Genomic DNA, 19,379 nt, shown 5'->3' with positions numbered 1-19,379 from the left:
TCAGCTCCTCTCCCGCAGCAGCCAGAACTGGGCCGCGGTGACCAGACCGGTGATGACGACCAGCACGAGCGACATGGCGGTCGCCGCGCCGAGCTGGAGCTGCACGAACGCCCGCCGGTAGATGGCCATGACGATCGTCGTGGTCTCGGATCCCGGCCCGCCCTGGGTCAGGATGTAGAACTGCGTGAACGCGAGGAACGACCCGATGACCGACAGGATCACGGTCATCGCGATGGTCCGGCGCAGCATCGGCACCGTGATCTGCAGCTCGCGCTGCCACCACGACGCGCCGTCGATCTCCGCCGACTCGTAGACCTCGCGCGGGATGCCCTGCATCCCGGACATGAGCAGCACCATCGTCAGCCCCGACACGCCCCAGACCACCATGACGCACAGCAGCCCGGTGGCGAGCGGCCCGTCGACGAGCCACGCCGTCGTCCCGTCCGTGATCCCGAGGGTCTTGAGCGCCACGTTGACCAGGCCGCTGTTCGGCTGGGCCTCCAGCAGCATGAGGAAGCTGAGCGTCGTCAGCCCGATGACGAACGGCACGAAGAAGATGGTCCGCAGCAGCGTCGCGCCCCGCCGGTTGGACCGCACCAGCACCGCCAGCCCGTACCCGAGCAGCAGGATCGGCAGCGTGACGACCGCCGTGTAGAGCAGCGTGTAGCCCAGCGCGCTCCAGAACGTCGGGTCCGTGAGCACCGAGGCGTAGTTGTCGAGCCCGATGAACCGGTACGGCCCGATCAGCGGGAAGTTGGTCAGCGAGATGTAGACCGCCACGACCAGCGGCACGAACACGAACACGACCACCAGCGCGACCGCCGGCGTCACCAGCGCGAGTCCCGTGCGATGCGGGTGCGTGAGGGTCCCGTACCTGCGGCGGCGCAGCGCCTGCGGGGCGGACGCCGCCGCCGTCGTCGGGGCGCTCATGCCTGCGCCTGCTTCAGGATCCGGTCGTACGTGGTCTGGGCCTCCTGCATGGCGGCATCGACCTTCCCGTCGAAGACGGCGGAACGGAACATGCGCAGCCACGGTCCGTCCTGTTGGTTGTAGATGAGGTTGTAGGCGAGCGTGGTGGGCGCGTACCCGCGGTCGAGCGCCTCGAGCGGCGGCACCACGAGCGGGTACTTCTCCTCGAACTCCGGGGTGCGGACGTCGGAGCGGACGGGGGAGTAGAAGCCCTCCGGCATCCGCGCCTGCTGCTCGACGGCGACGGCGAACCGCATGAACTCCCACGCCGCCGACGGGTTCCGCGCGCCGTTGAGCATGCAGAGGTTGTCGCCGCCGTCGAAGAACGCCCGCCCGCCGTCGGGCCCGGGCAGGAGCACGACCTTGGTGTGCTCCAGCAGGGCCTCGTCGGCATTGGGGACGACGACGCCGAAGCCCGCGGGGAACATGCCGAGCCGACCGGCGACGTAGTCGGCCGACCAGCGCGAGGCGTCGTCGGAGAAGCTGCCCGGCGGCACGAGCTGCTCCGCCCACAGCGTCCGTTCGAGGTCGAGCGTGCGGCGCAGCGCCTCGTTGCCGACGACGTCGCCGCGCTGGCTGCCGACGTCGCCCGTGATGAGGTCGCGGTCGGTGGCCCAGACGTGCGGCTGCACGGTGAAGCCGAGTGCGCCCGAGGAGTTGCCCGGGAACGACCAGCCGTAGACGTCGTCCTCCAGGGCGCTGATCGCGCGGGCCGCCGCCAGGATGCCGTCGAAGTCGCGCGTGTGTTCGTCGACGTCGAGGCCCGCGCGGTCGAACAGCTCGGTGTTGCAGAACAGCACCGAGAAGTCGCCGATGAACGGCAGCCCGTAGTTCCGGCCGTCCTTGGTGCTGAGCGCCAGGTGGCCGGGGCTCAGCGCGTCGCCGATGCCCAGGTCCTCGATGAGCGGCGTCAGGTCGGTGAACGCGCCGCGGTAGGCGAACAGCGTCGAGTAGATGTCGTCGATGTCGATCACGTCGGGCACCCGCCCGCCGCGGATCGCGGTGGCGAGCTTGGTGACGTACTGCCCGTTCTGGATGGGCGTGACCTGCACGCGGATCCGGTCCTGGGCCTGGTGGAACGCGTCGACGACGGCCTGCGTGCCGTTGACGGTGTCCGACCGGCACCACAGGTTCAGGGTGCCCGTCGCGTTCTCGCCGAAGCCCGCGGCCTCGACGTTCGCCGGCCGCAGGGTCCCGCCGCAGCCGGCGAGGGCGGCAGCCGCCGTCGCCGAGCCGGCGAGGGTGAGCAGCTGGCGTCTGGTGAGCTCCATCGCTCTCCTTCCTTACGCATCGTTACGCAGGGTGGGGGTACCGCTGGTCGAGCTTGTCGAGACCGGGTGAGTGGTTTCGACAAGCTCAACCAGCGGGGGGGCTGGTCTCGACAAGCTCGACCAGCGAAGCGTGCGGTCAGCGGGTCGGGACCCAGACCCGCATGGGCTGCGGGCCGCGGTTGGCCCACGCGTAGTAGGGGATCGCGGTCAGCGTCACGTCCCGCACCGGGTCGGCCGACGGCGTCGTGGCCGGCCCGTACGGCGTCGTCGCCTCGGCGTCCGGCCCGGGGACGACGGCGCCGCTCGCGCGGACCACCGTCACGCCGCCCAGGAGCTCGGGGCGGAACTCGTCGGACAGCGCCCCGGAGACGTCGATCCGCAGGTCGTCGACCACGGCGCCGGCCTCCTGGTCCGGCTGCTCCAGCGCGTAGACCAGCGGCCCGCGCTCGATCGCGACGCTGCCGCGCACGGCGTCGACCCGGGGGTCGGCGCTGGTCAGGCGCGGCGTCATCGGCAGGTCGAGCCGGACGACGTCGCCCCTGGCGAACCGGCGCGTGACCTTGGCGTACGTGCCGGCGGGGACCGGGGCGCCGTCGAGCGTGGCGCCGTCGGCCCAGGCGGGGACGCGCAGGGCGAGCGTCGTCTCGGCGTCGGGCGCCTGCTCGACGTGCAGCGCGATGCTGCCCTCGTCGGGGTAGGCGGTCTCGACGCGTAGGCGCAGGGTGCCGCCGTCGAGCGGCGCGGTCACGGTGCCGGGCGCGTACTGGTGCAGCTGCAGGCTCGGCCCGTCGGCCGTGGCCACGTAGCCGGTGAAGCTGGAGACCGTGCGCATGATGTTGGGCGGGCAGCACGCGCAGTCGAACCAGCCGCGGCGGCCGTGCGCGGGGCTGCGGTCCTCCTCGGCGTGCGCGTCGCTGCGGAGCTGGAGCGGGTTCACGTAGAAGTACTCGGTGCCGCTCAGCGACACCCCCGCGAGGAACCCGTTGAGCAGCATGCGCTCGATCTGGTCGGCGTACCGGGCCTCGCCCGTGGCGAGCAGCATGCGCCACGCCCACTGCACGCCGCCGATCGCGGCGCAGGTCTCGGCGTACCCGCGGTCGGTCGGCAGCTCGTACGGGTCGCCGAACGCCTCGCCCTCCCAGCGCGCCCCGAGGCCGCCGGTCAGGTACTGCTTGCCCCGCTCCATCGCGCGGTACTGGGTGTCCAGGGCGGCGAGCAGCTCGGCGTCGCCGGTCTCGATGGCGACGTCGGCCGCGCCGGCGCCCAGATAGACCGCGCGCACGGCGTGGCCCTCGACCGTGGTGGCCTCGCGCACCTTGACCCGGTCGGAGAAGTAGGTGGGCTGCTTGCCGTGGGCCTCGATGACGCCGGTGCCGCGCGCCTCGACGAACCAGCTCGCCAGGTCCAGGTAGGCCCGGGTGCCGGTCTCGCGGTACAGCTCCACGAGGGCCATCTCGATGACGGGGTGGCCGTCGACCTCGCGGAGCTGACCGGGGCCGTCGCCGAACGTGGCGACCAGGTGGTCGGCGAGCTTGACCGCGACGTCGAGCAGCTCGGTGTGGCCCGTGCCGCGCACCTGCGCGACGGCGGCCTGGAACAGATGCCCGGCGCAGTACAGCTCGTGGCTCCACGGCAGGTCGCTGTAGCGCGGCACGTTCCGCAGCGTGGGCACGGAGTCGAGGTAGCCGTCGTCGGCCTGCGCGGCCGCGAGCAGGCTCGTGACGTGGAGCTGGTCGGCGAGGAGCTGCTCGTCGGGCTCGCGGGCGTACTCCCAGGCGGCGGCCTCGAGCCACTTGTGCACGTCGGAGTCCGCGAAGATCGGGCCGATCGCCTCGCCGTCCGCCACCCCCGCGGCGATCTCCAGGTTGCGCAGGTTGCCGGCCTTGGCGAGCTGCTCCAGCCCGCCCGGGATCGCGGCGGACCGGTTGACGTCGGCGGTGCGGCGCCACAGCCCGGCGTCGACCGTGACGTACCCGGGGGCAAGGGGCCGGAGCAGCACCCGGGCGTCTCCCGAGGGCTCGGCCGGTCCGCGTGTCGTACCGCTGGGCGTCGGTGTCGTCATCGATGCTCTCCTCCGGACGGAAATTAGGAATCCGATTTCCTGATCGTAGGGACCGGTGCTGCCTGGGTCAAAGGTCTGGGCGAAACTCGCTTGAAATTGGGTGCTGAACTGGGGCGGGAGGTACGCTGGCGCTGCGTTCCGTTGTTGCCGGGCCGGTTCGGCGGAAAACGCGGAAGGAAAATTGGCCGAGAAGGGGCGGTGCGGATGGACCGGGGAGCGGTCGTACGGATCACGGACGTCGCGGCGCTCGCGGGCGTCTCGCCGAGCACGGTGTCCAAGGCGCTCAACGACACCGGCTCGCTGCGGGAGAGCACGCGCGCGCGGGTGCGGGAGGCGGCCGAGCGGCTGGGCTTCGTGCCCGACGCCAGCGCGCGCTCGCTGTCGGCGCGGCGCAGCTTCACGGTCGGACTGCTCAGCACCGACTCCGCCGGCCGGTTCTCGCTGCCTGTGGTGCTCGGCGCGGAGAACGCGCTGGTGGGCGGCGAGCTCTCGGCCCTGCTGGCCACGGCCCGGCACGACCCGGTGCGCGAGCAGCACCACGTGCGCGCGCTCGTGGCCCGGCGGGTCGACGGGATCATCGTCACCGGCCGTACCACCGAGCCCCGGGAGCCCATCAAGGTGCCGATGCCGGTGGTCTACGCGTTCGCGCCGTCCGCCGACGCCGCCGACGCCTCCGTGGTGCCCGACGACGCCCTCGGCATGCGGCTGCTCGTCGAGCACCTGGTGGGCCTGGGCCGACGTCGGATCGCGTACGTGGGCGGGCGCGTCGAGCAGGCGGCGTCGCTGGTGCGGTACGAGACCTTGGTCGCGGAGCTCGCGGCGCGCGACGTGGAGCTGGTGGGCCGGCCGCTGTACGGCGACTGGTCGGAGCAGTGGGGGCGGCGCGCGGTCGACCAGATCCTGGCCGGAGCTCCGGGTGCCGGTTCCGGGGACCTGCCAGTGGACGCGATCGTGTTCGCCTCCGACCAGCTCGCACGCGGCGGGTGCGACCGGCTCCGCGAGCGCGGGCTGCGCGTGCCCGACGACGTCGCGGTGACCGGCTACGACGACTGGGACGTCATGTCGCTGGCCAGCCGGCCGCCGCTGACGACCGTTGACATGCAGCTCGAACGACTAGGCCAGCGCGCCGCCGAGCTCCTCATCGCGGCGATCGAGGGCGAGCCGGCGCACGGCGTCGAACGCCTGGCGCCGCGGCTGGTGGTGCGGGCATCGACGCTCGGGGACGGTTAGGGCCGGGCGTTGTCGTCGGCCGCGACCCTCTCTCCTTCGAGGCCTAAGTTTCTCCGCTTTGCGGCCGTCGAAAGGCGAGAAACTTGGGCCTCAAAGGGGAGAGCAGCTCCGGAGTCGAGTCCCGCTGCCCGACGGCGTCCGACCCGACGGCCCTGGTCCCGACGGCGTCCGACCCGACAACCCTGGTCCCGACGGTCCTGGTCCCGACAACGTCATGCCTGATGACCCTTTCTCTTTCGAGACCTAAGTTTCTTCGCTTTGGGGACGTCGAAAGGCGAGAAACTTAGGTCTCGAAGGAGAGGTCGCCTCCCGGGTTGAGCTCAGCGGCCCGACGGCGTCCGCCCCTCCGCCGTCAGGCCTCGAGCTCCGCGTGCCCCTCCTTGCACTCGTGGCGGATCGTGTCGCCGTCCTGCTTGTGCCAGTCCGCCGGGATTTCAGCGCTGAAATATCGACGAGTATCGGCGTGCTCCGGGGAGCTGTCAAGAACGCAGCATGCTGGTATTAGGCCGATCTCCGAGCGCCACCCCGCCATCTTGTCAGCGATATTTCAGCGCTGTAAGTTCGCTCGGGACCCGGGACGGTCCGGGCCACCGAGCATCAGGAGAGCTACCGCCATGACGCAGTCCTCGACCTCAACCCCGACCGGTTCGGCCCCGGCAGCCACCCTGCTCGGCGAGCCGTGGGGCGTGGCCCGGGCGGACGGCACCCGGTGGGCCAAGGACCCGTCGGTCGTGCGGTTCCAGGGCCGCTACCTCATGTACTTCACGCTCCGGCCGGAGGAGCCCGGCGCGGGCCTGTGCGTCGGCATCGCGGAGAGCCACGACCTGCGCTCCTGGGAGCTCGTCGCGCGGCTGCACCCGGGCGGCGACTACGACGCCAACGGGCTCGCTGCGCCCGGCGCCGTCGTCATCGGGGACGTGCTGCACCTCTTCTACCAGAGCTACGGCACCGGCCCGCTGGACTCGATCTGCCACGCGACGTCCGCCGACGGCCTGACCTTCGAGCGCGACGCGTCGAACCCCGTGTTCCGCCCGTCGGGCGACTGGAACTGCGGCCGCGCGATCGACGCGGACCTGATCGTCGACGGCGACCGGCTGCTGCTCGCCTACGCGACCCGCGACCCGGAGATGCGGGAGCAGCTCGTCGGGGTCGCGGAGGCGCCGCTGGACAGCGGCTTCGGCCGCGACGCCTGGCGCGACCTGAGCCTGGACGGCCCGGCGCTGCGGCCCGAGCTCGACTGGGAGGGCGAGTGCATCGAGGCACCGGCCTTCGTCCGGGAGGGCGGCCGCCCGGACGGCGGGCTCGTCATGTTCTACGCGGGCGCGTACAACAACGAGCCGCAGCAGATCGGCTGGGCCACCAGCGAGGACGGCGTCACGTGGACGCGCGGCGTCACCGAGCCGTTCCTGCCGAACGGCGCGCCGGGCACCTGGAACTCGTCCGAGAGCGGGCACCCGGGCGTGCTCACCGACGACGACGGCCGCACCTACCTGTTCTTCCAGGGCAACGACACCGGCGGGCGCACCAACCTGCTGGGGGCCACCGAGATCGTCTGGGCGGACGGGCGGCCGGCGCTGCGCGCCTAGCCTCGGTCGCCGCCTAGCCCAGGCCGGCGGTGCTCTCCCGCACCACCAGCCGGTGGCCTACCACGGTCCGGACCGGCGGGTGGTCGCCGTCGGACCGGCCCGTCCGGGCGTGCAGCAGCTCGACGCACCGGCGGCCGAGCGCCGCGAGGTCCCACGCCACGCTGGTGAGCGGGGGCGCGGTGAACCGCGACTCCTCGTTGTCGTCGAACCCGGCGACGGCCACCTGGCCCGGCACCGCGACGCCCCGCTCGCGGAGCCGGGCCAGCACGCCGCTGGCGAGCAGGTCGTTGAAGCAGACGATCGCGTCCGGCGGCTCGGGCAGCGACATCAGGTGGTCGGCGGCGGCCGCGCCGTCGGGACGACGGAAGCGGTCGGCGGCCACCAGGTACTCGGTCCGCACACCCAGGCCGGCGCGCTCCAGCGCCTGGTAGTAGCCCCGGTAGCGCAGCTCGCCGGCGTTCGCGCGGCTGCTCGGCCGGATGCCGATCGTGGCGATCCGGGTGCGGCCCTGGGCCAGCAGGTGCTCGACGAGCTCCCGGGCCGCCGCCGTGCTGTCCGCGGTCACGTGGTCGGCCGACGCCGTGGCCGCGCCCTCGCCGATGAGCACCAGGTTCTGGTGCGCGAACCGGTCGGTCAGGTCCGTGTCGCCGATGGAGTCGGGCTGCAGGATGATCCCGTCGACCAGCTGCGACGCCGGCCCGCGCACGGCCGCCTTCTCCAGGGCCTCAGACGACCGCGTCTGCTCGATCAGCACGATCCAGCCGCGCTCGGCGGCGGCGTCCATCACGTGGCTCGCGAGCTCGGAGTAGTACGGGTTGTCGAGGCCCGGGATGGCCAGCGCGATGAAGCCCGTCTGGTTGCTCGCCAGCGCCCGGGCCGACAGGTTGGCCCGGTAGCCGAGCGCGGCCAGCGAGGCCTCGACCGTCTTGCGCGTGCTCGCGCTCACGTAGGGGTGGTTGTGCAGCACGTTGGAGACCGTCTTCGCGGACACCCCGGCGTGCTCGGCCACATCGGAGAGCCGGACCCCACGACCCGCACGCGTCACGAGCTGTCTCCCTGCGGCAGCGACAATCTTCTGCGCGATCATAGTTGCTGGTCGTCGGGGAGGGTGTTCGACGACGACGGGGCCCGGGGCTAGGGTTCCCGGAACGCGAAGGCCACCGACGCGTCGTCCACCCGGACGGCCCGCACCTCGTCGGCGGGGTGGCCCACCGGGACGACGACGACCTGGCTCACGGCCAGGTACTCGGTCGAGCAGCCGGAGTCGGGGCCGGGCGCCGTCGAGACCGCGATCGTCCACCGGTCGAGCCAGGCGACCTCGACCGGATAGGGCATGCACCCGGGTGTGCCCCACGCGGTCACGGCGAGGCGGGCGGGCCGTACCGTGGCGTCGATCGTCGCGTTGGTGACCCCGTCGGCCGGCAGCCCTGGCGGGGAGGTCTCGGCGGGGAAGCTCTCGACCACGATCGAGCGCTGCTGCTCCTCCAGTGGCGGTCCCGCGCCGCTCGCGGAGCAGCCGGCGAGCGCGAGCACGAGCGGCAGGGCGAGCGCCGTCGTCTGCCGCCGCAGCATGTCGACCCCTCCCGATACGCATCAGTCCGTGGCTCGACGATGGCAGGCGCGGGGCGGGGAGTTCAAAGGATTACTTCGCAGCCTGCGGGCCGGAAACACCCGGTCGTCCCGGGCGTCGATCGGATACACTCGGCGGGTCCCGGCCACGGGATCCGGCGCAGCCCGGGTACGTGGCGACGGCGGACCCACGGGGTGTAGCGCAGCTTGGTAGCGCATCTGCTTTGGGAGCAGAGGGTCGCAGGTTCGAATCCTGTCACCCCGACCACCGCCCACCAGCACCGATACACATTGGCACTGGTGGGCATCGTCGTTTCCGGCGGCCCCGGGTGCCTATTTTGGTGCCTACGCAGTTTCGGCATCATCGCCGTCCTCGCCCACGACCTGCTGAAACACCGTGTCCATGATGCTTGCACCGGACTCCAGCACCGGCCGCAGTTCATGCCGATAGACCAACTCGGTCACCGCCGTTGGAGTCCGTCTGTGTGAGCACCTTGTACCAGGACGGCTTCTCGAACTTGGTCAGTCCGGACCGTGCGGTAGCGAGCTAGACGTATCGCGTCCGGTACGTCGCCCTGGCATGCCTGGTGTCCGAGGTGGTCAGAGTCCAAGACCACGGAGTGGGTGAAGTCCGGTTTGATCCATTGACGTGCTTTGCGTGCCGCTGGTTGGGTCTTGGCCGACAGGGTGTGTGGGGTTGGACGATGGGGAGTTGATATGCACGTGCCAGCTGCTGGCAGGGCGCGCCGGATCTGGGTGTCAGGTCTCGCGCTTGGCCTGGTGGGCGTAAGCCTCAGTACGGCAGGTGGCGTCGCTCAGGCGGACGACGTGCTCCCAGTGGACGGCCCGGTCGAATGCGTTGATGTCCTGACCGATCCGGACGTGGATCCGGTCCAGGTGGCGTCAGTTTGCGGTCATGACGTAGAGATCGCCGAGGCTCGCACTCCCTGGGACACCTACTTCGTTCAGCCGAATGGGCAGGTGCGCTGGGTGTCGACTGCGACTGCTTCCAGGACCCGTGTGAACGAGACCTGGGAGCCTGCGTCCGGAGAGATCGTGACCGATCCGGCCGAGCCCGGTGGCCTGACGGTGGCTGCTGGTGTGTTCGACATCGACCTGGGGCCGGCTGGGCCTGGCGAACCGTTCGCGGAGCTGTCGGACCCGTCGGGTACGGCAGGCGACCTGGGTTGGGACAACGAACCCGGTCAGGCACCCACACCGCCTGCGGGTGACCGCAAGGTCTCCATCAGCCTGCCGACGCTTCCGTTCCGGGTCGGCGAACCGGTTCTGGATCCGGACAACGCCCTGCGTGCGGAGTTCCCCCTGGTGCGGCCCGACGGGGCCACAATTCCCGGTGCCGCTGTCGTCGTGACCGTCGAGGACGACGGAACGGGTCTGATCCCCGTGCTGCGCATCGACGACCTTGATACGTACGAAGTGCTGGAGCAAGCATCCGGTGGCGCTGGACTGTCGTTCGCTTACGAGGTCTCGGACGACCTGCGCGTGGAGACCGCGGAGCCGGTCGATGCTGGCGACGGCACGGAGCTCGAATCAGGTGAGTTCCAAGTGGTCGACGTCACGACGCCTGTGCCGGGCGGCGAACCCGACGTGACGGTGTTTTCCGGTGGACGCGCTCAGCAGTGGGACTCCTCGGCAGGTGTGCCCGGAGCTGCTGATGCTGAGTCGCTCGCACGCACGTCGGCAGACGCCGACGATGGCGACACGGTCAGCGTCGACCGCCATGTTGCCCCCGTGGATGGCGACCAGGTGACCGACATGGACGTGGAGATCGCTGCTGACGGGCGATCGGTGGTGGCGACCGCGGACGATGCCATGTTTGCGGACCCGGAAGCGACTGGCCCGTTCTACATCGACCCGCAGATCAAGGGCGGACTGCACGAGTGGACCGCTGTCCGTTCCGGCTGGCCGACCAGTTCGTCGTCCTACAAGTACTCAGACTCCGAGGGCGTCGGGCTGTGCCCGACCTGGGGATATCCGATCTGCGATCGGACGAGTGTCTCGCGGCTGCTGTTCGAGTTCTCGATGTCAGGTCTGCCGGCAGGTGTGTCGGGCAGCGACGTGTCGGGTGCCACGTTCTCGGCGCTCGGGACTCACTCGTACACCTGCAACAAGTACGGCGTAGACCTCTACCAGACAGCGGAGAACGGGGTGTCGTCCGCGACGACCTGGGACTCACGAGGCAACTGGCAGGATTACCGGTTCCAATCACAGAAGTCGGTGACGCACCGGGCTGGATGCACCGGGCGGTCGAGCCGCGTGTCGTGGGGCGCAAAGGCCGCCGCGGTGTCAGTCGCGAACGGCGACTGGGACTATGTAACGCTCGGTCTGCGGGCTGTTGACGAGGGCAATCAAGATAAGTGGCAGAGGTATGTCGCCAGCACCCTGAACGGCTCATCGCACAAGGCCCAGTTCACGGTGACGTTCAACCGGCCGCCTTACATGCCCTCGACTGCGTCGATGAAGACGACGGTCTCGACGACGGGCGACGAGCTGGAGTGCTCGAGGTCCTCGAGTTCCCCGACCGATGTCCGCACCAGGCAGCCGTACTTTCAGGCGGCAGGCGTGGACCCGGAGGGCGAGTCGCCGTGGAACCAATCGGTGGAGCTGAAGTTCCGGGTGATCGACCACATCGCCGGAACGGTGCGTTGGGAGTCCGGGTGGACGGGCCTGCGAGCCAGCCCGACCACGCACCGGGTACGTGTGCCCGAGACCAAGCAGCTGTCCAACCAGCGAACCTATCGCTGGCAGGCCGCTGCTAGGGACTCATCGGGCAAGTCGACCGGCTGGTCAGAAGCGAACTGCTACATCCGGCCTGATCTGACGGGGCCGAACGCACCCGAGGTGAAGTCGGCCCAGTACCCGGCGTGGCCCGCGGGGGTCGCGGGCGGCGTTTCGCAGCCCGGCACGTTCACGTTCTCGGCGAACGGCTCGACCGATCTGAAGCTGTACAAGTACTCGTTTAACGACGGGCAACAGGCCGCCTCGATCACGACATCAGGGGGCACCTCGAAGTCCGTGTCGTTCGCGCCGATCCGGGCAGGTAAGAACGAGGTGGAGGTCCAGTCGCAGGACATGGCCGGCATCTGGTCGCCGCCCGAGACGTATGAGTTCTGGGTGGGGTACCCGGCTCGAGACGGGCTGTGGCATCTGGACGAGGGCACCGGTACGACGTCGCTCAACGAAGTCACTACTCCGCCGACGGCTGGCCACCTGACCTGGTCGACCGGTGTGTCCTGGGGCGCAGGCGCGCTCAGGGAGACTCTCGCCGACCCGAATGGCCCGGACGACCCGCGGTTCGTCAACGACAAGGCTCTTGTGTTCGACGGGACGGGAATCGCACGCACCAGTGGGCCGGCCGTGGCCATCGACAAGTCCTACACGGTCATGGCTTTCCTCAAGCCCGCGGCCGACTTCTCAGGAAGTGGTGCAGCGATCTCGCAGGAAGGCGACAACCGAGGTGCCTTCCACCTGGGGTACACCGACAGCGCGGACTGCGGTACCGAGACCGATGAGACGGACCATCAGCTGCCGTGCTGGGGACTGTGGGTCAAGGACGCCGACACCACGGACGCGGGCCACGCGGCCGCGCGGTCCGACGTGCCGGCAGTGGCCGGGCAGTGGATGCACGTCGTGGGGACCTATGACGCTTCCGACCCCGCCCATCCGACGCTGAGCGTGCGGGTGTGCGACCCGTCCGCACCGTTCGAGACACCAGAGCCGGTCACGGTCGAGGTCGATCCCGTGGCCTGGACCGCCCCCGGTCCGATGCGCCTGGGTTCTGGTGTGCGCGCGGGCGTCCCGGAGTGGCCGTTCCGTGGCGCGGTGGACGACGTGCGGGTCTACCGCGAGCTGGTCGACGCCGAACGGCTTGACCGCATCTGCTGGGGGGCGGACGCGTCATGACCGTGCAACACCAGGACTACGACGGGCCTAAGGGCAAGTGTTACTCGGCAGGTGCAGTGCAGGGCGCGGGAACATCTGGGGAGATGCGATGACCGGCAAGGGGCGAGACCAGGAAGCCGAATTCGGGCGCACGAATCGACGGGCATGGGGGTCGGCGCTGATCGGAGCGGGGCTCACGCTGGCACTTGTCGTGCCGGTCACTGTGCCTGCGTCGGCCGCAGAGAACCCGAGCGTGGCCGAGCGGCAGTCGTGGAGCCTTGCCGAGCGTGCCGAGCACGACCGGGAATTCGCCGGCGACCTCCAACTGCCCGAGGCGCTTCCGGCCACGGAGGTGGAACCGGAGGCGGCAGCGGTGCAGGTTCCCGACCCGCGTTCCTATGAGGCGCCGATCTCGGTGACCGCCGACGCCAAGAATCTCACTGTTCCGGAGACGAAGGCCGGTTCGGGCGCTCCAGACGACGTCCGTGCGACCGTTGGCGGGCTACCGTTTCAGCTTGAGAGCCCGGGGCAGAGCGCTCGCCGCGTCGCGGGGCTGACCTCGCTGGACGCACCAGAGGACGTGCGGGTCACAACACTCGACGACGCCTCGGCACATGCACTGGGCGTGGAAGCGCTGCTCACCGTTGCTCAGACGCCACAGGATGGCCCGGTGAATGCTGCGGGTCTCGGCATGAGTGTGGACTACACGGGATTGACCGGTGGGAACCCGGAGCTTGCTTCGCGGCTGGGACTGGTTTCCTTGCCTGCCTGTGCTCTGAGCACGCCCGAGGTGCCCGCCTGCCAGGTCCAGACCCCGCTACCGGGTCAGGAGAACCAGGTCGAGGCTGGAACCGTCACCGCTGTCGTCGAGGTTCCCGCGACCGACACGGAGACGGCCACGGCGGGTCGTATGTCGGCTTCGGCGCTCGAACGTGCGGCCACCAGCGAGGCGATGGTGCTTGCCGTGGCCGCAGACGCAGCCGGTTCCGAGGGCGACTGGAAGGCGACTCCGCTGTCGGGCGCCGCGGCCTGGGAGACTACCGAGGGGACGGGGTCGTTCACGTGGTCCTATCCTTTCCGCGCACCGGGGACCGCCGGCGGGCTCGTTCCTGAGGTGTCCCTGTCCTACGACTCGGGCAGCGTGGACGGACGGGTGGCCTCGGCCAACACCCAGACCTCCGAGATCGGCGAAGGCTGGGACCTGGCCACAGGAGGCTACGTCGAGCGTAAGTTCGTGCCCTGCGTCGACGACCAGGCGACCTCCAACAACGAGGCACCGAACAACGCGGACTACGACTCGGGCGACCTTTGCTGGAAGAACGACAACGCGACCCTCGTGCTGGGCGGTAAGGCAACCGACCTGGTCAAGGACAAGACCTCCGGAGAGTGGCGCCTGGAGGCGGACGACAACACGAAGGTGGAGTCCCTGACCGGCGGCTGGAACGGCGACGAAAACAAGGAATATTGGAAGGTCACGACCGCAGACGGGACGCAGTACTGGTTCGGGCGCGACAAGCGCGCCGCCGACGACCCGGTGAGCAACCTGTACTCGGCGTGGACGGTCCCGGTGTTCGGCAACCACCCCGGCGAGCCGTGCTACGCGAACGCGGCCAACGGCGGGTTCGCGGCCTCGTCGTGCAAGCTGGCATGGCGGTGGAACCTGGACTACGTCGTCGACACCTCCGGTAACACCATGACCTACCGATACTTGCGCGAGTGGAACAACTACGGACGGAACAACAACAAGACCGACGTGACGAACGCCGACTACATCCGCGGCGGGGTGCTGGACCGCATCGACTTCGGCACCCGCGAAGCAACACTGACCGCTACACCTTCAGCGGTGATGGACTTCAACTACGCCCAGCGGTGCATCCCCACGAGCACCTTCGACTGTGGGACCTTGAACGCGGACACGCGAGACCACTGGCCGGACGTGCCGCAGGATCAGATCTGCTCGATCGACGCCACCTCTTGCGCAAGCCGTACCGCGCCGACGTTCTTCACCCGCAACCGGCTGACCGGGGTGGAAACAAAGATCCTCAAGGCGGACGGTACCTACCGTGCGGTCGACTCCTGGGCGCTGACGCACTCGTTCCCCGACGCAGGTGACGGGCTCGATGCGCTCTGGCTGGACGAGGTCACACACACCGGCAAGGGCGGGGGAACAGACGTCCCGTTGCCGGCCACACAGTTCGGATCTGTCCAGCGAGCGAACCGAGTGGCCGCGGGCGCCGACCGTTCGGCAATGAATCGGATGCGCATCGGGCAGATCCGGAGCGAGTCGGGTGCCATGTTGACCGTGACGTACGCAGGTGCGGACTGCACCCCGACGTCGACGCCGACAGCACCTGAGTCGAACACTCGCCGCTGCATGCCGGTGTGGTGGACCCCAGCGGGCAACGAGGATCCGGTGATGGAGTGGTTCCACAAGTACGTCGTGACCCGAGTGATCGACGACCCACGCGACGGCGGTTCCGATCCCACGGTGACCGCGTACAACTACTCCGGCGGAACAGCATGGCGGTACACCGACGACGAGCTCACGCTGAAGAAGCACCGCACCTGGTCCGACTGGCGTGGGTTCGCCACCGTGAATGTCTACACCGGTGACCTAGCGACGAACCCGGACATCACGCGAACACGCACGCAGTACGAGTACTTCCGAGGCATGCATGGTGACCGTGAAAGCCCGAGCGGTGGGACCAAGAGCGTGCAGGTCGACGGCGTCAACGATCTCGACCAGTGGGCCGGAATGGTGCGCAAGGAGACCGTCTACAACGGGAGCGCGGTCGTGTCCACGACCGTGAACACGCCCTGGCGGTCGTCGGCGACCGCCACGGACTCGGACGGCGACGCGGCGTTCTACACCGGTACCGAACAGACTCAGACCACCACGACGACGCCCGACCGTGCCGGGGGGAACCTGGTCACGCGCACCAACACGACGTTCGATGCCCGAGGCCGCGTCGAAACCGTCAGCGACCTGGCAGATGTGGGCACGGCGTCGGACGACACCTGCACACGGACGACCTACATCGACAACACCACCGACAACATTCTTGACACCGTGCGCCGGGTTGAGACGGTGGGCGTTGCGTGCTCGGCGTCCCCAACACGCCCCGGGGACGTGGTGTCCGACCAGCGATTCGCTTATGACGGCGGCGCTGATGGCGCCGTGCCGACCAAGGGGCTCGTGACGACAACCCAGGAGGTTGGTTCCTACAGCGGTTCGACGCCCACGTACGTGAACGTCGAACGCACCACCTACGACAGCTTCGGACGACCGGACACCACCAAGGACGCCAACGACCGCGTCACGACGACCGAGTACAGCACCGTCCAGAACCTGACGACAGGGACCACCGTCACCAGCCCTGACCCGGACGGTAGCGGTGCTCTGGTCGCCCATAAGACCGTGACCGTGATCGACCCCGCCTGGGGAGCGCCGACGAAGGTCACCGCCCCGGACGGTCGCATCACGTCCGGAGCGTACGACGCGCTGGGCCGGCTGACGTCGGTCTGGGAGCCCGGCCGGGTGCAGGGAACCCACACGGCGAGTCGCACGTATGCGTACACGGTGCGTTCGACCGGAGTGAACGCGGTCACCACGAGCACCCTGAAGTACGACGCGTCCGGGTACCTCACCAGCGTGACGTTGTATGACGGACTGCTGCGCGAACGGCAGACCCAGGCCACCTCAGCGTCGGACCTCGCCACGGGGCGGGTCATCACCGACACCACCTACGACACTCGCGGCCTGGCCGTCCTGAAGAACCACGCGTGGCACAACACCGCCGCCCCAAGCACCACAGTCGTCACCACCTCAGCGGCGGTGCCCGGTCGAACCCTGACGGAGTATGACGGTGCCGGGCGGGTCACCGAAGAGCTGTTCCAGGTTGACGAAGACGCCGAGACCACGGACAACGGCGACTACATCCTGAAGTGGTCCACCACCACTGAACACCGCGGAGACAGGACCCTGGTCGACCCACCCACAGGTGGAACACCGACAACCACCATCACGGACGCAAGGGGCCGCACGACCGCACTGCGGCAGCACACGGGCACCAGCCCGACCACGTCCTTCGTCGAGACGACCTACGCCTACGATGATGCAGACCGGCTCACCCGGGCCGTGGACGACGCGAACAACACGTGGACCAACACGTACGACCTTCGTGGGCGCACGACCCGCACCATCGACCCTGACAAGGGCCAGACCGACACGACCTATGACGCGATAGGAAACGTCCTCACCACAACCGACGCACGGGGGAGTGTCATCGGCTACACCTACGATGCACTGAACCGGAAGACCACGATGCGCGAGGGCGGCACGGGCGGAACGATCCGCGCACGCTGGGCCTACGACCGTCTCGCCGACGGCACGATGGTCTCGGGACAGCCCACGTCGTCGACCCGAGTCGTCGGCACCGGAACCGCTGCGACAGAGATCACCACGACGGTCGACGGGTACGAAGCCCACGGGCAGCCGACCGCCACGACGACGACCATCCCGGCCACTGTGGGTGGTGTCAGCCTCGGTACTCTGGCCAAGGCCTGGACGACCGAGTACACGTACACCGCGTCGGGCAAGCTCGACACGACGAAGTACCCCTCCGGGGGAGGGCTCCCGGCGGAGACGCTCGATCTGGCCTACGACACCGCGGACCAGGTCAGAGGTCTCGGCGGCAACCCTGGTCACGGCCTCTATGTCGCCGCGGCGGACTACAAGCCCACCGGCGAGGTCGCGCGCCTGTCGCTCGGCAATACGTACGCGTATGTGCAGGACCGGGACTATGAGTTCGGCACGAACCGGTTGATCGGCTCCACGGTCGTGGCCGAGGCCCCCAATGGCACAGCGGTGGACGTGCAGCGTGCCGCGTACACCTGGGACCACGCCGGGAACCTCACCTCGGTCTTCGACACCCCGGCCGCGAACCAAGGCGGACGGACCCACGACCGCCAGTGCTACCGTTACGACGGACTGCGCCGGCTGACCCAGGCCTGGACCCCGGCCACTGTCCAGTGCGCGACGGACCCGGCCACGGCCAACCTCGGCGGGGCGGCCCCGTACTGGCACACCTACACCCACGACACCGTCGGTAACCGGACCCAGGTCGTCGAGAACGCACTGCCCAACGGCACCGCAGCACAGACCCAGACCTACACCCGACCCACTCCTGGGGAGAACGCTGTACGGCCGCACTCCGTGACGTCGGTGGCGACGACCGGGCGCGGAGCGGGTACCTCGTCCTACAGTTGGGACGCGTCGGGGAACATGACCGGCCGTAACCTCGCCGGCCAGCCTGCCCAGCAGCTGAGCTGGGACGTCGAGGGCGAACTCGCCGACGTGCGTCAGGACGGCAATGCAGACGGCGACACCACTGATGCGAACGAGCGCGATTCGTACGTCTACACCGCCGACGGTGAGCGGGTGCTGCGTACCCAGGACGGGACGACCACCCTGTATCTCGGGTACCAGGAACTGACCCTCAACCACGGCACCGGCACCGTCACCGGTGAGCGGTACTACACCTTCGCGGGACAGACCATCGCAACCCGCACTGGCTACTACTTTGCTGACGTCACCACCATCATCGGTGACCACCACAACACCGGAACCGTCCAGATCCCGAACGTCGCTGGCCCGGCAAACCGGGTCCACCGGTACACGGACCCCTACGGCAAGGCGCGTGGGTCTTACACCGGCCAGGGCGCGGACGGTGGTGCCGACGGCAACTGGACCGGCGAGCACGGGTACCTCGACAAGCCGGTCGACACAACCGGCCTCACGGCCATCGGTGCCCGGATGTATGATCCGGCCCTCGGAGCGTTCGTCTCTGTCGACCCGATCATGGACCTCGCCGACCCGCAGCAGTGGAACGCGTACGGCTACTCCAACAACAACCCCACCACGTTCTCCGATCCCACTGGGAAGCGGTACGAGGAATGCGGCACCACTCACAATTGTACTTACAACACAAGCGGCAACGTCACCAGTGCGAAGAAATATCCGAAGCGCAAGCCCACCATCTGGGATATTCGGTCAAAGCTGCGCAGTTCGTACGGGCAGTCGATGCTTCGGCCTTTGTGGCAGACGCAGCCTTTTTTGGCAAAGGACACGCACGACTCGGCAGCCGCACGAAACGAGATTAACGCCGCAAAGTTGGCGCAAGCCAAGGCGATCGCCGACGCAGCCAAGGCAAGGGCAGACGCAGCTGCTAATGCGGCCAGGGCAAGGGCCAGGGCGGCATGGCTGCAGCGGAACTTCGCGACCTGGGAAGGGACGGAGAGGTGGAGCGGGGCCGCTGCTGATGTCACGGGGGCGATAAGTTTTGTGGGGCTCGCGGAGCAGGCCGTTGGAGTTGGACTTTGTGGAGGGTCGATTGGAAACGGCGGAATGTCGTGCGTTTTCGGTGGTGCAGAGATAGCGGCCCACGGCAAGGTGGTAGCAACTTCCGCTGGACTTGCGTCGGTGGGGTTCTCAACTCTCAATGCAGGTGCAAATTTCCAGTTAGGGCAGGACCGTGACGGCTACATTGCGGCCGGTGCGGCCATTGTTGGCGTCGCGGGCAGTTTTCAGACCGCCTCGCTCGGGCGGGCTGGTACCTACTTGACGGCCGATACTATGGAGGTAATCGGTCAAGCTACACTCGGAATAGGAACAACGATTGTCGGGGGTGTGCTAAGTGAGTAACTGGGGGCAATTCGATCCTAATGGTCCGGTCGAGCGCTATGAACGTACGCGCCGGGGAAGTCATTACCTTGCATTTGCGGCGGCGA

At 68.9% G+C, this 19,379-nt stretch carries 9 protein-coding genes and 1 tRNA gene; 5 read left to right on the top strand and 5 right to left on the bottom strand.

The features are described from left to right. The 3 genes from ACFU5G_RS02365 to ACFU5G_RS02355 all read right to left on the bottom strand — a co-directional run bounded on the left by ACFU5G_RS02365 (position 1) and on the right by ACFU5G_RS02355 (position 4,302). Entirely contained in the window at positions 1-930 is a 930-nt protein-coding gene (locus ACFU5G_RS02365) for a carbohydrate ABC transporter permease (protein WP_377240405.1), read from the bottom strand. Next, a complete protein-coding gene (locus tag ACFU5G_RS02360) occupies positions 927-2,240 on the bottom strand; it encodes an ABC transporter substrate-binding protein (protein WP_377240402.1) in 1,314 nt (437 codons plus the stop codon). Before ACFU5G_RS02360 ends, ACFU5G_RS02365 begins: the two co-directional genes overlap by 4 nt. A gap of 136 nt (positions 2,241-2,376) precedes the next feature. Continuing rightward, entirely contained in the window at positions 2,377-4,302 is a 1,926-nt protein-coding gene (locus ACFU5G_RS02355) for a glycoside hydrolase family 127 protein (protein ID WP_377240399.1), read from the bottom strand. 204 nt (positions 4,303-4,506) lie between these two features. On the opposite strand from ACFU5G_RS02355, the gene ACFU5G_RS02350 reads away from it, so the two are divergent. After that, the gene (locus tag ACFU5G_RS02350) at positions 4,507-5,532 is read left to right on the top strand and encodes a LacI family DNA-binding transcriptional regulator (protein WP_377240396.1); all 1,026 of its coding nucleotides are present in this window, start codon (positions 4,507-4,509) and stop codon (positions 5,530-5,532) included. 614 nt (positions 5,533-6,146) lie between these two features. Further along, positions 6,147-7,118 (top strand): family 43 glycosylhydrolase, encoded by a 972-nt coding sequence (locus ACFU5G_RS02345; protein ID WP_377240393.1) that lies wholly within the window; start codon positions 6,147-6,149, stop codon positions 7,116-7,118. Between the two features lie 13 nt (positions 7,119-7,131). Here ACFU5G_RS02345 and ACFU5G_RS02340 read toward each other — a convergent pair whose 3' ends face one another. Beyond that, the gene (locus ACFU5G_RS02340; RefSeq protein ID WP_377240390.1) at positions 7,132-8,163 is read right to left on the bottom strand and encodes a LacI family DNA-binding transcriptional regulator; all 1,032 of its coding nucleotides are present in this window, start codon (positions 8,161-8,163) and stop codon (positions 7,132-7,134) included. A gap of 89 nt (positions 8,164-8,252) precedes the next feature. Continuing rightward, the gene (locus ACFU5G_RS02335) at positions 8,253-8,690 is read right to left on the bottom strand and encodes a hypothetical protein (RefSeq protein ID WP_377240387.1); all 438 of its coding nucleotides are present in this window, start codon (positions 8,688-8,690) and stop codon (positions 8,253-8,255) included. A gap of 188 nt (positions 8,691-8,878) precedes the next feature. Here ACFU5G_RS02335 and ACFU5G_RS02330 point away from each other — a divergent pair. From ACFU5G_RS02330 to ACFU5G_RS02320, 3 genes are all read left to right on the top strand, one after another. Next, positions 8,879-8,955 (top strand) — tRNA-Pro (locus ACFU5G_RS02330). Positions 8,956-9,515: 560 nt separating this feature from the next. Then, entirely contained in the window at positions 9,516-12,611 is a 3,096-nt protein-coding gene (locus ACFU5G_RS02325; RefSeq protein WP_377240384.1) for a LamG-like jellyroll fold domain-containing protein, read from the top strand. A gap of 88 nt (positions 12,612-12,699) precedes the next feature. After that, positions 12,700-19,293, top strand: a complete 6,594-nt coding sequence (locus tag ACFU5G_RS02320; RefSeq protein WP_377240381.1) for an RHS repeat-associated core domain-containing protein — start codon at positions 12,700-12,702, stop codon at positions 19,291-19,293. Positions 19,294-19,379: the final 86 nt, after the last annotated feature.

This window comes from Promicromonospora sp. NPDC057488, from assembly GCF_042802395.1.
Taxonomy (GTDB): Bacteria; Actinomycetota; Actinomycetes; order Actinomycetales; family Cellulomonadaceae; genus Promicromonospora.
This window is presented reverse-complemented; position numbering and strand designations above follow the sequence as displayed.

Bases quoted from the DNA above. Each gene is read 5' to 3' on its own strand.
- ACFU5G_RS02365 (WP_377240405.1), bottom strand. From the start codon at position 930: ATGAGCGCCCCGACGACGGCGGCGGCGTCCGCCCCGCAGGCGCTGCGC.
- ACFU5G_RS02360 (WP_377240402.1), bottom strand. From the start codon at position 2,240: ATGGAGCTCACCAGACGCCAGCTGCTCACCCTCGCCGGCTCGGCGACG.
- ACFU5G_RS02355 (WP_377240399.1), bottom strand. From the start codon at position 4,302: ATGACGACACCGACGCCCAGCGGTACGACACGCGGACCGGCCGAGCCC.
- ACFU5G_RS02350 (WP_377240396.1), top strand. From the start codon at position 4,507: ATGGACCGGGGAGCGGTCGTACGGATCACGGACGTCGCGGCGCTCGCG.
- ACFU5G_RS02345 (WP_377240393.1), top strand. From the start codon at position 6,147: ATGACGCAGTCCTCGACCTCAACCCCGACCGGTTCGGCCCCGGCAGCC.
- ACFU5G_RS02335 (WP_377240387.1), bottom strand. From the start codon at position 8,690: ATGCTGCGGCGGCAGACGACGGCGCTCGCCCTGCCGCTCGTGCTCGCG.
- ACFU5G_RS02320 (WP_377240381.1), top strand. From the start codon at position 12,700: ATGACCGGCAAGGGGCGAGACCAGGAAGCCGAATTCGGGCGCACGAAT.